The 13,403-nt window shown below is 68.7% G+C and carries 13 protein-coding genes; 2 read left to right on the top strand and 11 right to left on the bottom strand.

Annotation, left to right across the window (positions count from 1 at the left end; genetic code table 11):
• Positions 1 to 139: 139 nt before the first annotated feature.
• The 9 genes from ACFTZB_RS33870 to ACFTZB_RS33830 form a co-directional block, all read right to left on the bottom strand.
• Complete coding sequence (locus tag ACFTZB_RS33870) at positions 140 to 877, bottom strand: anti-sigma factor domain-containing protein (RefSeq protein WP_378438419.1); 738 nt, start codon at positions 875 to 877, stop codon at positions 140 to 142.
• Positions 870 to 1,448 (bottom strand): sigma-70 family RNA polymerase sigma factor, encoded by a 579-nt coding sequence (locus tag ACFTZB_RS33865; RefSeq protein ID WP_124393860.1) that lies wholly within the window; start codon positions 1,446 to 1,448, stop codon positions 870 to 872. The genes ACFTZB_RS33870 and ACFTZB_RS33865 overlap by 8 nt, the downstream gene beginning before the upstream one ends.
• Positions 1,449 to 1,546: 98 nt before the next feature.
• The gene (locus ACFTZB_RS33860) at positions 1,547 to 2,347 is read right to left on the bottom strand and encodes a DUF1295 domain-containing protein (RefSeq protein WP_378438417.1); all 801 of its coding nucleotides are present in this window, start codon (positions 2,345 to 2,347) and stop codon (positions 1,547 to 1,549) included.
• Positions 2,344 to 3,648, bottom strand: a complete 1,305-nt coding sequence (locus ACFTZB_RS33855) for a class I SAM-dependent methyltransferase (protein WP_378438416.1) — start codon at positions 3,646 to 3,648, stop codon at positions 2,344 to 2,346. Before ACFTZB_RS33855 ends, ACFTZB_RS33860 begins: the two co-directional genes overlap by 4 nt.
• The gene (locus tag ACFTZB_RS33850) at positions 3,645 to 5,048 is read right to left on the bottom strand and encodes a class I SAM-dependent methyltransferase (protein ID WP_378438414.1); all 1,404 of its coding nucleotides are present in this window, start codon (positions 5,046 to 5,048) and stop codon (positions 3,645 to 3,647) included. Before ACFTZB_RS33850 ends, ACFTZB_RS33855 begins: the two co-directional genes overlap by 4 nt.
• Positions 5,045 to 5,785 (bottom strand): DUF1365 domain-containing protein, encoded by a 741-nt coding sequence (locus ACFTZB_RS33845; RefSeq protein ID WP_378438413.1) that lies wholly within the window; start codon positions 5,783 to 5,785, stop codon positions 5,045 to 5,047. Before ACFTZB_RS33845 ends, ACFTZB_RS33850 begins: the two co-directional genes overlap by 4 nt.
• Positions 5,782 to 7,122, bottom strand: a complete 1,341-nt coding sequence (locus tag ACFTZB_RS33840) for an NAD(P)/FAD-dependent oxidoreductase (protein ID WP_378438411.1) — start codon at positions 7,120 to 7,122, stop codon at positions 5,782 to 5,784. Before ACFTZB_RS33840 ends, ACFTZB_RS33845 begins: the two co-directional genes overlap by 4 nt.
• Positions 7,115 to 7,762: an alpha/beta hydrolase family protein gene (locus ACFTZB_RS33835; protein ID WP_378438409.1), complete on the bottom strand. Its 648-nt coding sequence runs from the start codon at positions 7,760 to 7,762 to the stop codon at positions 7,115 to 7,117. The genes ACFTZB_RS33840 and ACFTZB_RS33835 overlap by 8 nt, the downstream gene beginning before the upstream one ends.
• Before the next feature lie 101 nt (positions 7,763 to 7,863).
• On the bottom strand, positions 7,864 to 8,529 hold the full coding sequence (locus tag ACFTZB_RS33830; protein WP_095862715.1) for a fasciclin domain-containing protein: 666 nt from the start codon (positions 8,527 to 8,529) through the stop codon (positions 7,864 to 7,866).
• Positions 8,530 to 8,736: 207 nt separating this feature from the next.
• On the opposite strand from ACFTZB_RS33830, the gene ACFTZB_RS33825 reads away from it, so the two are divergent.
• Positions 8,737 to 9,339, top strand: a complete 603-nt coding sequence (locus ACFTZB_RS33825; RefSeq protein ID WP_378438407.1) for a lipocalin family protein — start codon at positions 8,737 to 8,739, stop codon at positions 9,337 to 9,339.
• Here ACFTZB_RS33825 and ACFTZB_RS33820 read toward each other — a convergent pair.
• Complete coding sequence (locus ACFTZB_RS33820) at positions 9,318 to 10,799, bottom strand: SDR family oxidoreductase (RefSeq protein ID WP_378438405.1); 1,482 nt, start codon at positions 10,797 to 10,799, stop codon at positions 9,318 to 9,320. The two genes, ACFTZB_RS33825 and ACFTZB_RS33820, sit on opposite strands and share 22 nt — an antisense overlap.
• Before the next feature lie 59 nt (positions 10,800 to 10,858).
• On the opposite strand from ACFTZB_RS33820, the gene ACFTZB_RS33815 reads away from it, so the two are divergent.
• Positions 10,859 to 12,211, top strand: coding sequence for a TIGR01777 family oxidoreductase (locus ACFTZB_RS33815; protein WP_378438403.1), 1,353 nt, complete (start codon positions 10,859 to 10,861; stop codon positions 12,209 to 12,211).
• 21 nt (positions 12,212 to 12,232) lie between these two features.
• On the opposite strand, the gene ACFTZB_RS33810 is transcribed toward ACFTZB_RS33815, so the two are convergent.
• Positions 12,233 to 13,403, bottom strand: a 1,171-nt coding sequence (locus tag ACFTZB_RS33810) for an MFS transporter (protein ID WP_378438401.1), incomplete at its 5' end; no start/stop codon positions are given.

The raw sequence follows: 13,403 nt of genomic DNA, 5'->3' as shown, positions 1-13,403 counted from the left end.
CTCGACGGCACCAACCAGCCCTCCGGCTACACCGAACCGATCCTGCACCGCCGCCGCCGCGAATACAAAGCCGCCAACGCCTGACCCGTCCCCCATGTGAGTGGCAAAGCGTGCCCCCACACGCTTTGCCACTCACGTGTCAGGTGAGGTTCACCGTCGCGAAGATGTCGCCGGTGGGCTGGGTGGAACCGCCGGGCGGCTCCACACTGAACCCGAGTGCCGTGGACTGGTCGATGTCGTTCACGACCGCGGTCGTCGACGGTGACACGTCGTCGGCCTCCATGATCCCGGCGGACACCGGTTCGTGCGACGGCCCGAGCAGCCACATCTGGTAGACCGAACCGGGCTCGGGCGGTGGGACGTCGTTCATGACCAGCAGTCCGGCGTCGACGTCCTTGGAATACACGACGGTGGCCGAACCGCCACCGGCGATCGGCGCTGCCGCCGTCCGGACGTCGTCGGCCGCGAGGATCTGCGCGGGAACGGGTTGGGTTTCGTCGCTCTGCAACTGCCGAGCGACGGTGATGCCACCGACGGCGAGCACGACCACCGCGGCCGCCGCACCCAGAGCGCCGAGGAGACGCCTGCGCCGGCGCGCACGAACCTCGTCCAGCGCCACCGGAGCGGGCGCCGAGGCGGTGCCGGGCAGGGCGTCGAGGATGCGTCCGAGCAGGTAATCGGGCGGTTCGACCGCGGTGGACGCGGACTGGGCGGCCATCGTCTCCTGCACCCCGCGCACCGCGTTGTCGAACTCGAGGCGAACGTGGGGCGGTGCGCTCTGGATCGCGGTGTCGATCTCGAGGCGCTGGTGATCGTCGACGGCGTCGAGTGCATACACCTGAGCGAGGTCGAGGATGTCGTGCTGGGACTCATCCATCGAACTGCACCCCCAGACATTGCTTGAGCCTGATCAATCCGTCGCGAATTCGTGATTTCACCGTGGGAAGCGCCACGGACAGCCGCTCCGACACTTCCCGGTAGGTCAGCCCCCCGTAATACGCGAGGACCACGGTCCGCTGCTGGACTTCGGTGAGCGTGCCGAGGCAGTCGACGACGTCGCTGGTGTCGCCCCGCCGGGTGACTTCCTCCGACACCGCGTCGAACGGTCCGTACCAACTCGAGGCGCCGTAGGCGGCTTCGCGTTCGGATCCGGACTGCTCGGACCGCACCCGGTCGACGGCGCGGCGGTGGGCGAGGGTGATCAGCCACGACAGCGGCGACCCCTGCTTCGGATCGAATTTCGCCGCGTTGTTCCAGACCTGCAGGTACACCTCCTGCGTGGTTTCCTCGCTATATCCGGGATCGCGCAGCACCCGAAGCACCATGCCGTACACGCGCGCGCTGGTGCGTTCGTAGAAGTCGCTGAACGCATCCCGCTCACCGCGCGAGATACGCGCCAGCAACGCCGTCAGCGTCACGTTCTCCGTGTCCCTGTCGACGCCGGTCATCGGCCCATTCCGTTCATCGATCCACAGCCTAATAGCAGGCTGCGGCCGGTGTGACCAGGACAGGACCCGGGGAGGGGTGAGCGATGCCGGCACGGTGCTCACCGCTTCGGCGGCAGGGGAAGGAAGTAACTGGTTCGCTGCTGGTATTCGGGGTAGCCGGGACGCTGCGACATCGACTTCTCGAGCAGTCTCGCCCCCGTCGCGAACACCAGGAAATACGTCATGACCACGGGTGACAGCACGGTGACGGCGCCGGGCCACACGCTCGCCGCGATCAACCACAGCCCCCACCACACGCAGGAGTCGCCGAAGTAGTTCGGGTGCCGCGTCCACGCCCACAGGCCGACGTCCATGATCTCGCCCTTGTTCGACGGGTCGGCCTTGAACGTCTTCAGCTGGTGGTCGCCCACCGATTCGAACACGACGCCGGTCGCCCACAGGAGGACACCGAGCACCACCGCCACCGCGCCGGCTCCCGATGCCGGACCGAGCACGGCCGACACCTGGAGCGGCAGCGAGACGAACCACTGCGCGAGTCCCTGGGTGAGGAAGATCTTCCTGATGACGACGCCCGGCGAGTCGCCGCCGGCCCGGTCGAGCATCTCCTCGTATCGCGGGTCCTCGCCCTTCCCGGCGGACTTCGTGTGCATGTGCCAGGTCAGCCGCAGACCCCACACCGCGACGAGCACTACCACCAGCCACCGGCGCAGCGCGTCGCCGTCGCCGAGGACGGCGGCCACGAACGCGACCAGCACGAAGCCGAGGCCCCACGTCACGTCGACGACGTTGTAGCGTCCGATCCGGCTGCCGACGAGAAACGTCGCGGCCTGCAGGACGGCGAGCACGAGCAGGCTCGCCGCGGTGACGGCGCCGAAATCCGACCAGTCGAAGCCATTCATCGGAGTACGCCGGAACCTGTGCAATCGACCCGGACGGCCGGCATCAGCGACTGGCCCGCCGCGGTCGGCCTGACGGCCAGGATCTGATCGACGCCCATGCGGCCCTGCGCGAAGCTCATCCCGCCGCCGACGAGGTACAGCCGCCACACCCGGGCCATCTCCAACCCGACCATCGCGACGACGTCGTCCCAGCGGGACTCGAACTGCTTCAGCCACGCGTCGACGGTCCAGACGTAGTGCTCGCGAAGGCCATGCACGTCGCGCACCTCGAGCCCGGCTCGTTCGAGGTACGCGACGCTCTCGCCGACCGGACGCATGGTCATGTCGGGAGCTATGAACGACTCGATGAACGGGCCGCCGCCGGGATGGCGTCCGGTGCGCGACATCTGCTGGATCAGCACCCGCGCACCGGGCTTCGCGTTGTCGTGGAGGGCCTGCGCGTACCGGGCGTAGTTCTTCTCGCCCACGTGCTCACCCATTTCGAGGGAGGCGACGGCGTCGAACGGCCCGTCGGGAACCTCCCGGTAGTCCTGCAGACGGATCTCGACGCGGTCCTGCAACCCGCGTTCGGCGATCCGCGCGTCGATGAACGTCTTCTGCTCCCGGGAGATGGTGACCCCGACGACCCGGGCGCCGTACGCGGATGCGGCGTGCAGGCTCAGCGACCCCCATCCGCAGCCGACGTCGAGCAACCGCATGCCGGGTTCGAGCCCGATCTTGCGGCACACCAGGTCCAGCTTGTCCCGCTGCGCGTCCTCGAGCCGGTAGTCCGGATCCTGCGGCGCGCCCGGCGCGTTCCGGGTGAAGTACGCGCAGGAGTAGGCCATCTGCGGGTCCAGGATCAGCGAGTAGAAATCGTTGGAGAGGTCGTAGTGGTGGCTGATGGCGGCGCGGTCGCGCAGCAAGCTGTGCAGCCGGCCGCGGATGTTCGCCTGCGTGGCGGGTGCGGGGAGGGGCCCGCCCACGACGCCCAGTTTCGCGGCGACGCGCAGCACCTTCGCGATCGTCGACGGGCTCGGCCGCACTCCGCTCAGCCCGCGCTCGCGGGCCACCGCCCACACGTGCGCGAGGGCCTCGCCCAGGTCGCCTTCGACGTCGATCTCACCCGTCACGTAGGCCTGCGCCGCTCCGAGTTCGCCGGGGTTCCACAGCAATCGGCGCAGGGCGTCGGGACTGCGCAGCACCACCTTCGGCGCCGTCGCCGGGCCGGCGGTGCTGCCGTCCCACGCGGTCAGATGCACGGGCAGTTCGCCGCGGACGAGCGGACGCAACGTCCTGTCGAGTTCGGCGGCCACGGTCACGGTCGTGCTCCCGTCTTGTCGAGGACGAGCTGCTGGACGTCGATGTATCCGGAGCGGAACCCGGCCTCCGAGTAGCAGAGGTAGAAATGCCACATCCGGCGGAAGGTTTCGTCGAATCCGAGTTCCTCCGCCTGCGTGCTGTGCGCGGCGAACCGCTCCTTCCACAGCCGCAGAGTCTCCGCGTAGTGCTGTCCCATGCTCAGGCGTTCCCGCACCCGCAGCCCGGTGTGTTCGGCGGTGACGGACTCGATCGCCTCGGTCGACGGGAGGAACCCGCCCGGGAAGATGTACTTGTGCACCCAGGTGTACGTGTTGCGGGTCTGCAGCATCCGATCGTGCGGCATGGTGATCGCCTGCAGCGCAACCCTTCCGCCCGGCGCGAGGAGCTTGTCGAGCACCCGGAAGTAGGTGGCCCAGTACTGGTGCCCGACGGCTTCGATCATCTCGACGGACACGATGGCGTCGTATTCGCCGTCGACGTTGCGGTAGTCGAGCAGATCGATCTGCACGGCGTCCGAGTGCCCGGCCTCGGCGACGCGCAGGCGGGCCAGGCTCTGCTGCTCGCTGGACAGCGTCACGGAGCGGACCACGGCGCCGCGTTCCGCCGCCCGGATGCACAACTCTCCCCAGCCGGTCCCGATCTCGAGCAACCGGGTGCCCGCGCCGACACCGGCCTCGTCGAGCAGCCGATCGATCTTGCGGCGCTGCGCGTCCGCGAAGTCGTCCCACTTCGGGGTGACCTGCGGGACGGGGGCCCGCAGGACGGTCACGTCCCGGACCTGCCCCACACGCGTCGGCGTCGACAAGAACAGCGCGCTCGAGTACGTCAGCGTCTCGTCGAGGAACGTCTCGAACATCTCGTTGGACAGGTCGTAGTGCCGGGAGATATTGGACCGGGTGTTCTGCTCGGTGTTACGTTCCTGCGCCGGGTGTTTGGCGACATACAGTGCGCGCAACCGTTGCAGTGGGCGAGGAATGAGCGTCGCCATCCGGGAGGCGAACACGCTGAGCACCGCGGCGAGATCCGGTGACGTCCAGTCGCCGGCCATGTAGGACTCGCCGAATCCGATAAGTCCGCTCGTTCCGACCCGCCGGGCGAATGCGTCGGGATTGCGGATGATCATGCGGGGCAGGATCTCCTGCTCCCGGCGTGCCCCCACCAGGGTGCCGTCGGGATACTCGATGCGGACGTCGAGGTCGGCGGCCGCGCGGCGGAACAGTCGGTCGGCGACCTTCGCCGAGGCCGCCGCACGCACACCGGTCGGCACGTCGGCCAGACCCGGCCAGATCCGGTTGTCGATCCGCGGGTCCTCGCCGGCGAACTCCTCGTCGACGAACCCCTCGCCGGCCGTGCTCACGGCTGGCGACCCGTCCGTGCCGGTGTCCTTGTTCTTTCTCACTGGACTGTCTCCTTCTGACGGCCGTCGGGCCGGGCCATGACGGGGAGCCCACGGGCCCACAACGTGATTCCCTGGACGCGGATACGAGCCGACACCACGAGTGGTGCCAGGGGAGTGCGTAGTTGAGCCCTCAGAACCGTCCGGCTGGTGGCCGGTTGCCGCGTCCCCCGCACCGTCGCGGTGAACGGTCCGTGCCCGTCGCGGTGGAGAACCACGTTCAGGGAGAGGGTGTCGCCGGGTTCGGGGAACCGCATGTCGTAACGGCCGCTCACGTCGTTGAACGGTGAGACGTAGAACTGCTTGTCCACCTCGGCGCGGTCGTCGCCGTCGGGCCGTATCAGGTAGCCGTGCCGCTGACCGTACGTGTTGTGCACCTCGGCGATCACGCATCTCAGGCTGCCGTCGACGTCGTGGCACCAGTACACGCTGAGCGGGTTGAACACGTAGCCGAGCACCCGCGCGTTGAGAAGGGCCGTCACCCGTCCGCCGCGGAGGTCGACTCCGTGCCCTGCGAGGAACGCATCCACCCTGCTGCGCAGCGTGTCCCCGGCGGCGGCAGGATCCGGTTCGAAGTGGTCCTCGGCGCGGAAGCGGGCGAACGGTCCGAGCCATCGGGGGAGGCGCGGAAGGGCGTCCACGTCGACGTACCAGCTGTAGCTCGTGTACTCGAAGCTGTTGCGGACCGGTTCGGTGCGCGCGTGCCGGATCCTCGTCGAGTAGATCGCGGGCGCGGTCACGACACCGTCTCCCGTTCGTGGGGTCGAGCCGTCTGCGCATCCCACGAGCGGCCGATGCGTTCGGCGGCGCGCAGTCCCGAGAGCGCCCCGTCCTCGTGGAACCCCCAGCCGTGGTAGGCGCCGGCGAACGCGAATGTGCCGGAACCGAGTTCGTGCAACCGCGACTGTGCCGCGACGGAATCGGGGGTGTACACGGGATGTTCGTATGTCATCTCCGCCACGACCGTCGACGGGTCGACGAGGTGCTTGCCGCCGAGCGTGACGAGGAACCGCCGGTCGCGCACCGTGTCGAGGCGCATGAGCCGGGTCATGTCGTAGGTGACGACGACACCCGCCGCGTCTGTGCCGTCGGCGGGTGTCAGGTAGTTCCAGGAGGCCCGGGCGTGCTCGGCGCGGGGCAGCAGCGACACATCGGTGTGCAACTGCGCGTGGTTCACCGAATACGGCATGGCGCCCAGGATCTCCGCCTCGAGATCGGAGGCGTCGCCGAGCATGGCGAGCGCGTGACGCGGGTGCACGGCCACCACCACGGCGTCGAAGTACCGGACGTCGCCGCGGCCGTCGACGACGCACGTGCCGCCGTCCGGGGTGCGCTCCACCTGCTGCACCGGGGTTTCGAGAAGAACCTCGTCGACGTGTGCGGCCACCTTCTCGACGTAGCGGGCGGACCCGCCGGTCACGGTGCGCCAGGTGGGTGAGCCGAAGACGGTGAGCATTCCGTGGTGGTCGAGGAAGGTGAACAGGTAGCGGGCCGGGTAGTGCGCGGCGGTCGCGGGATCGCACGACCACACGGCAGCGACGAGGGGGGTCATGAAGTGCTCGACGAAGTACGGGCTGAAACCGTTGCGGGCCAGGAACTCGCCCAGCGGTTCCTGCGCGCCGGACTCGCCGGCCGGGGTGTCGAGCACGGTCCGGGCACGGCGGTGGAACCGGAGGACCTCGCCGAGCATGCGCCAGTACCGTGGCCGGGCCAGGTTGCGCGCGGTCGGGAACAGTCCGCGGACGCCCTTCGCACCCGCGTACTCGAGCCCGTTCACGTCGGATCGGATAGACATCGACATGTCGGAATCCTGCGTGGCCACGTCGAGTTCGGCGAACAGGCGCAAGAGGGTGGGGTAGGTGCGGTCGTTGTGCACGATGAAGCCGGTGTCGACGTCCACGTCCACACCCGAGTCCAGCGTCAGGTGGTGGGTGTGGGCGTGGCCGCCGAGGCGGGCGTCGGACTCGTAGAGGGTGACGCGGTCGTGGCGGGACAGAACGTAGGCGGCGGTCAACCCCGCGACGCCGCTGCCGATCACGGCGACGTTCCTGCGTCCGAGCTTCTCCGGATCATGCATGGCGACCTGCTTTCCGGTCTGTCGGTGCGGCGACGACACCCTCGGCGGCGAAGGCGTCGAGAACGAAATCGGCCGTGATGCGATGCCACCACCCCGGTCGGGTGAGCATGAAGTGGCCGGCTCCGGAGAGCGGATGCCAGGAGGCGTTCACGCCGCGCGCCAGCGCCTGTTCGGTCTGGATCCGGGAGGCGACGGGGTCCGTCCAGCGGTCGGCGGTTCCGTGCGCGACCATCAGGCTGCGGTCGGCGGGCACCAGGTCGCTGTCGAACTCGGGCCACCAGGGTGCGAGGGCGGCGATCGCGCGGACGTTGTCGATGCCGGCGAGGTGTGCGGCGACGCGGCCGCCCATCGAATGCCCGACGACGGCGACGGGGACGTCCCCGAACCGCAGTCGGGCCCGCTCGAGGGCCATCCGGGCGTCGTGCACCGGGCTGGCCTCGGGGGCGTTCCATCCGCGGACCCGGTACTGCAGCCGCTGCACGGCGATGCCGTGGGGTCCGAGCGTCGACCTCAGGGACCGGGCCAACCAGATCATGCGCAGATTCGACAGGTGCCAGCAGCGTGACGGGTCCTGACTGCGTGGTTTTCCGCCGGGTAGCACGAGCACGTACGCCGGGGCGGTGGGTGAGCCTCTCTCCATATCAATCATTCGGAGCTGACTGTCCATCGGATGGGCGGACCCCACACCCGCACGTGAGTGGGAAAGCGTGCCGGACCACGCTTTCCCACTCACATGGGGGGCTACTGGGGCATCAGGACGGAGTCGACCAGGTACACCGTGGCGTTGGCGGTCTGGACGCCGCCGCAGATGACGCCTGCGTCGTTGACCTTCAGGTCGTCACCCGAACCGGTGACGGTGACCGTGCCACCCTCGACGGTCGTGTGCTCGCCGGCGATGTCACTCGGCGCGATCTGGCCGGGGACCACGTGGTACGTCAGAACCTTGGTGAGCAGGGCCGGGTCGGTCTTGAGGGTCTCGATCGTGGCCGGATCGACCTTCGCGAACGCGGCATCCACCGGCGCGAAGACCGTGAACTGCCCGCTGTTCAGCGTGTCGACGAGGTTGACCTGCGGGTTGAGCTGACCGGACACCGCGGCGGTGAGCGTGGTGAGCAGGGGGTTGTTGGACGCGGCCGTCGCGACCGGATCCTGCGCCATGCCACTGACCGAACCGGCGCCGTCCGGCACCGTCTTCGCGTACTCGGCGCAGCCCGGACCGACCAGGTTGGCGGCGGGATCGGCCATCGCGGACGAGGTCATCGAACCGGACGACATCGACTCGGACGTCATCGCCTCCGAAGCGGAGCCGCTGCTGGACGAGCCGCTGTCGTCCGACGAACACGCCGCGCCCAGCAGGACCAGGGACGTGCTCGCGGCGACTGCCAGGACTCGTGTGGTGATCTTCATCAGAAATTGCCTCTCTCCGGTGTGGGTGCGGGGGCGCACCATCGACAGGCATTCGGAGCGGTCTTGGAAGCGGATGGGTCGAAAGTTCGCTCGCAGCCACCCATCCGATCCGGCATGGGCATCGAATACCCCGAGAGAGGGTGCTGCACCGGCCCTCTGTTTCGGCTGCCCGTTTTCGTCGACCGCATGATGTGGAAAGGATTCGAGATGACATCGTCGAAGGTCCGTGGGATCGCCGCCGCGCTGTCGGCCGCCGCCGCGGCTGTGCTGCTGGCGGCCGGCCCCGCACACGCTCAACCGGGTGCGCTCGCCCCCGTTCCGTCCCTCGACGTCCAGAGGTACCTGGGCACGTGGTATCAGTTGGCCGCTGTGCCACAGCCGTTCAACCTCGACTGCGCGCGGGACACGCGAGCGACGTACGGAGCAATCGACCCGTCGAACGTCAGCGTCGCCAACCGGTGCACCACGTGGGCGGGTGGAACGAACGGGATCCGGGGCAACGCGCGCGTCAACGATCCGGTGACCAATGCGCAGCTCCACGTGAGTTTCCCGGACGTGCCGTTCCAGGGTGCGGCGGACGGTCCCACCAATTACGTGGTCACCTACATCGCCGACGACTATTCGTGGGCGCTGGTCGGTGACCCGGCCCGGGCGTCGGGTTTCGTGCTCTCCCGCACCCCGGCGGTCGACGACGCGGGGTGGAAACAGATCCGGCAGGTGGTGGAATCGCGGGGCTACAACTCGTGCCTGTTGCTGACGTCCCCGACCACCGGTGGCAGAGAGGGGATTCAGCCGCTCTGCACGGTCTGACGGGCCGCCGACCCGGTGATGTTCTCCATCATGCCTTTGAAGATGATTCCGTGGAACGGCAGGATGGAATACCAGTACAGCCGCCCGGCGAGACCTTTCGGGAAGAAGATGGCGCGCTGATCGAGCCGGGACCGGTCGGGGTCCACACTGTGGACGGTCCATTCGAGCCACGCCCCGCCCGGTGCCCGCATCTCGGCGCGCAGCCGGAGCAGCGTCCCCCGGTCGATGCGTTCGACCCGCCAGAAGTCGAGGGGGTCACCGGTGTTGAGCTGCTTCGGGTTCCGGCGTCCCCGCGTGAGTCCGACGCCGCCGACGACGCGGTCGAGCCAGCCGCGCACGGACCACGCGAGTGGGAACGAGTACCAGCCGTTTTCGCCGCCGATGCTCTCGACGACGGTCCACAGTGTGGCGGCGTCGGCGTCGCAGTCCTTGGTGCGTTCGTCGGTGTAGACGACCTCACCGGCCCAGTCGGGGTCGGACGGTAACGGATCGGAGGGGGCGCCGACCGGGGACGCACTGGCCCATGTCGTTTCCACCTCGCCGTTGTCGATGCGCCGCAACGCCAATCGGACGGCGTCCCGGTACGTCGTCAGGCCGGCCTTCGGCGGCGGGATCACGTCGTCGATGTCGTGCTCGCCGGCGACGGCGTCGTTGTGGAGCGATTCGATCAGGGCCCGCCCGAGTGAGCGGGGGATCGGGGTGACCAGGCCGATCCACAGACCGGCGAGTTTCGGGGTCAGCACCGGGAGGACGAGGATGCGACGCTGACGCAGCCCGGCGACCTCGGCGTACGTCTGCATCATCTCGCCGTAGCGCAGGACGTCGGGGCCGCCGATGTCGAAGGTGCGACTGCGCGGCAACGGCGCCTCGGCGGCGGCGACGAGGTAGTGCAGCACGTCGCGGACCGCGATCGGCTGGATCTTGTTGTTCACCCACCGCGGCGTGGTCATCACCGGAAGCCGGTTGGTGAGGTGGCGGATCATCTCGAACGAAGCCGAACCGGAGCCGATGACCACCCCGGCCTGCAGAACCATTGTGGGGACACCGGAGTCGACGAGTATCCGTCCCACCTCTGTGCGCGACCGCAGGTGCGGCGAGAGGTCCGCCGAATCGGGATGCAGTCCGCCGAGGTAGACGATCCGGCCGACACCGGCCGTGCGCGCCGCCTCGGCCACGTTCTCCGCGCTGATCCGTTCGGCCTTCTCGAACTCGTCCGACCCGCCCATCGAATGCACGAGGTAATAGACGACGTCCATGTCCGCGAAAGCGGCAGAAAGGGATTCGGGGTCACTGAGGTCGCCGCGGGCGATCTCGACGTCGGACGCCCACGGAACGTCGGTCAGTTTCTCCGGTGAACGCACCAGTACCCGCACCCGGTGGCCGGCTTCCGCGAGCCGGGGAGCGAGGCGTCCGCCGATGTATCCGGTGGCTCCGGTGACCAGTACACGTAACTGCGTCATTCCCACACGCTACCCGTCGTTGTCACCGCCGCGCGGCCTGTCGCGACTATGGTCGGGTCATGGGCATCGTGCATTCGAGCGTGGTCGAGGCCTCGCGGGACGAGTTGTTCGCCTGGCACACCAGGGCGGGGGCGTTCACCCGGCTCTCACCGCCGTGGCAGCCGCTCGGTCTCGCGAAGGAATCCGAGTCTCTGGAATCGGGTCGTGCCGAATTGCGCATGCCCGGGGGCCTGACGTGGGTCGCGCAGCACGACGCGAAGGAGTACGACCCTCCGCACCGGTTCGTCGATTATTCGGCCGCCCTGCCGCTACGTCTGCTGGTGCCGTGGCGGCACACGCACACGTTCGACGTGGTGTCCGAGGGCCGGACCCGGGTCACGGACCGGGTCGACACCATCGTGCCCGGTCAGTTCCTCCGGTCGACGTTCGTGTACCGGCACCGCCAGCTGGCCGACGACATCTCCCGGCATCACTGGGCGTCCACGCTCCTGCCCGGTCCCCTCACGATCGCGGTGACGGGGAGTTCGGGGCTCGTCGGCTCCGCCCTGACCGCGTTCCTGAGCACGGGCGGGCATCGCGTGATCCGTCTCGTGCGCCGCGCCCCCAGCACACGAGACGAGCGGCGCTGGAACCCGGATGCGCCGGCCGCGGATCTGCTCGACGGCGTCGACGCGGTGATCCACCTGGCGGGCGCGTCCATCGCGGGACGGTTCACCGACGGTCATCGCCGGGCGATCAGGGACAGCCGGATCGGACCCACGCGGCGGCTCGCGGAGGTGGCGGCTGCGTCCGGGCAGGGGCCGAAGACGTTCGTCAGTGCGTCGGCGATCGGGTACTACGGGCCCGACCGCGGCGACGAGGTGCTGCACGAGCAGGATGCGCGAGGCGACGGCTTCCTCGCCGACGTCGTCGCGGACTGGGAGGACGCAGCGAAGCTGGCAGCGGACGCCGGACTGCGGGTGGTGCACGTCCGCACGGGGATCGTCCAGTCCCCGAGCGGCGGCGTGCTGCGTCTGCAGCGGCCGCTGTTCGAGGTCGGACTCGGAGGTCGCCTGGGCGCCGGAACGCAGTGGCTGTCGTGGATCGACATCGACGATCTGATCGACGTCTACCACCGTGCCGTCGTGGATTCGGGGTTGAGCGGCCCGGTGAACGCGGTGGCGCCGAATCCTGTTCGCAACGAGGAGTACACCGCCGTCCTGGCGTCGGTGCTGCATCGCCCGGCATTCCTTCCGGTGCCCGATTTCGGTCCGAAACTGCTGCTCGGGGAGCAGGGTGCGCGGGAACTCGCGCTGGCCGATCAGCGGGTCACCCCCGGCAAACTCGAGGGCCGCGGCCACCGGTTCCGGCGTCCCGACCTCGACACGGCGCTGCGCCACCAACTCGGCCGGTTCACATCGGACGAGGGGTAGCGCAGCGCAACCGGGGATCGGTCAGGTGGTCGCCAGTACCGGCGGGGTGTGTACCGGGGCCTTGGTGGAGATCTTCGCCGCCGCCGCGGCGAGGAGGCAGATGCCGGCGATCGCCGTGGCGGCCAGCACCCAGTTGTCGTCGCCGCCGATAAGCGCATAGCAGATGGTGGGTGCGAATCCGGTCAGCAGGAAACTCAACTGCGTGGACACCGCGACGCCGGTGTATCGCACGTTCGGGGTGAACATCTCGGCGAAGAACGACGGCCACAGCGCGTTCGGGGCGGAGTACACGACGCCCTTGAGTGCCACCGTCGCGATGACGATGAGAACGGTGCTGCCGGTGGCGATGGCACCGAGGAATCCGTAGACGCCGACCGCGCAGAGCAGGCAGCCGCCGGCATACACAACCTTTCGGCCGATGCGGTCCGCGATGAAGCCGAACAGCGGATGGAAGAACAAGGCAACCACCTGGCTGGCCGCGATCGCGGAGAGCATCGTCGAGCGATCGACCCCGTGTTCCTGCGTCGCGTAGGACAGGCCGAAGACGATGACGATCGTCGAGATGACCGTGTTGAACGCGGCGACGAAGACGATCACGGTCGCGCGGAGCTGAGTGCGCAGGAGAGTCGTCACCGGGTATTCGGCTACGGCGTCTTCCTTTTCGGTCTCGACGAACTCGGGAGACTCGTCCACTCCGCGCCGCACGAGCAGGGTGATGAACACCATGATGAAGCTGAGCAGGAACGGGATCCGCCATCCCCAGGTCAGCAATTGCTCCTCCGGGAGCGCTCCCACGGGAATGAAGATCAACGTGGCCAGGATCGAACCGGTGGCGGCTCCGTTCAGGAGCCAACTCGTGTAGAAGCCGCGGCTCTTCTCGGGGGAGCGTTCCATGGTGAGCAGGCTGGCCCCGACCTGCTCACCGCCTGCGGAGATTCCCTGCAGCAGCCGGCACACGACGAGGAGGGCCGGGGCAACGGCGCCGATGGTCGCATGGGTGGGCAGCAGTCCGATGGCGAACGTCGACGCGCCCATCAGGAGCAGTGTGAAGAGCAGGACGTTCTTGCGTCCGATCCGGTCGCCGGCGTGCCCGAACAGCAGGGCGCCGACGGGCCGCGCGATGTACGCGGCCCCGAACGTCGCGAGCGACGCGAGCGTGCCTGCGGCGGAATCGCTGTTGGGGAAGAAGATC

It is taken from the genome of Rhodococcus sp. NPDC057014, assembly GCF_042673295.1.
GTDB lineage: Bacteria > Actinomycetota > Actinomycetes > Mycobacteriales > Mycobacteriaceae > Rhodococcus_F.
This window is presented reverse-complemented; position numbering and strand designations above follow the sequence as displayed.

Bases quoted from the DNA above. Each gene is read 5' to 3' on its own strand.
- ACFTZB_RS33835 (WP_378438409.1), bottom strand. From the start codon at position 7,762: ATGGAGAGAGGCTCACCCACCGCCCCGGCGTACGTGCTCGTGCTACCC.
- ACFTZB_RS33860 (WP_378438417.1), bottom strand. From the start codon at position 2,347: ATGAATGGCTTCGACTGGTCGGATTTCGGCGCCGTCACCGCGGCGAGC.
- ACFTZB_RS33820 (WP_378438405.1), bottom strand. From the start codon at position 10,799: ATGACGCAGTTACGTGTACTGGTCACCGGAGCCACCGGATACATCGGC.
- ACFTZB_RS33830 (WP_095862715.1), bottom strand. From the start codon at position 8,529: ATGAAGATCACCACACGAGTCCTGGCAGTCGCCGCGAGCACGTCCCTG.
- ACFTZB_RS33840 (WP_378438411.1), bottom strand. From the start codon at position 7,122: ATGCATGATCCGGAGAAGCTCGGACGCAGGAACGTCGCCGTGATCGGC.
- ACFTZB_RS33870 (WP_378438419.1), bottom strand. From the start codon at position 877: ATGGATGAGTCCCAGCACGACATCCTCGACCTCGCTCAGGTGTATGCA.
- ACFTZB_RS33815 (WP_378438403.1), top strand. From the start codon at position 10,859: ATGGGCATCGTGCATTCGAGCGTGGTCGAGGCCTCGCGGGACGAGTTG.
- ACFTZB_RS33865 (WP_124393860.1), bottom strand. From the start codon at position 1,448: ATGACCGGCGTCGACAGGGACACGGAGAACGTGACGCTGACGGCGTTG.
- ACFTZB_RS33825 (WP_378438407.1), top strand. From the start codon at position 8,737: ATGACATCGTCGAAGGTCCGTGGGATCGCCGCCGCGCTGTCGGCCGCC.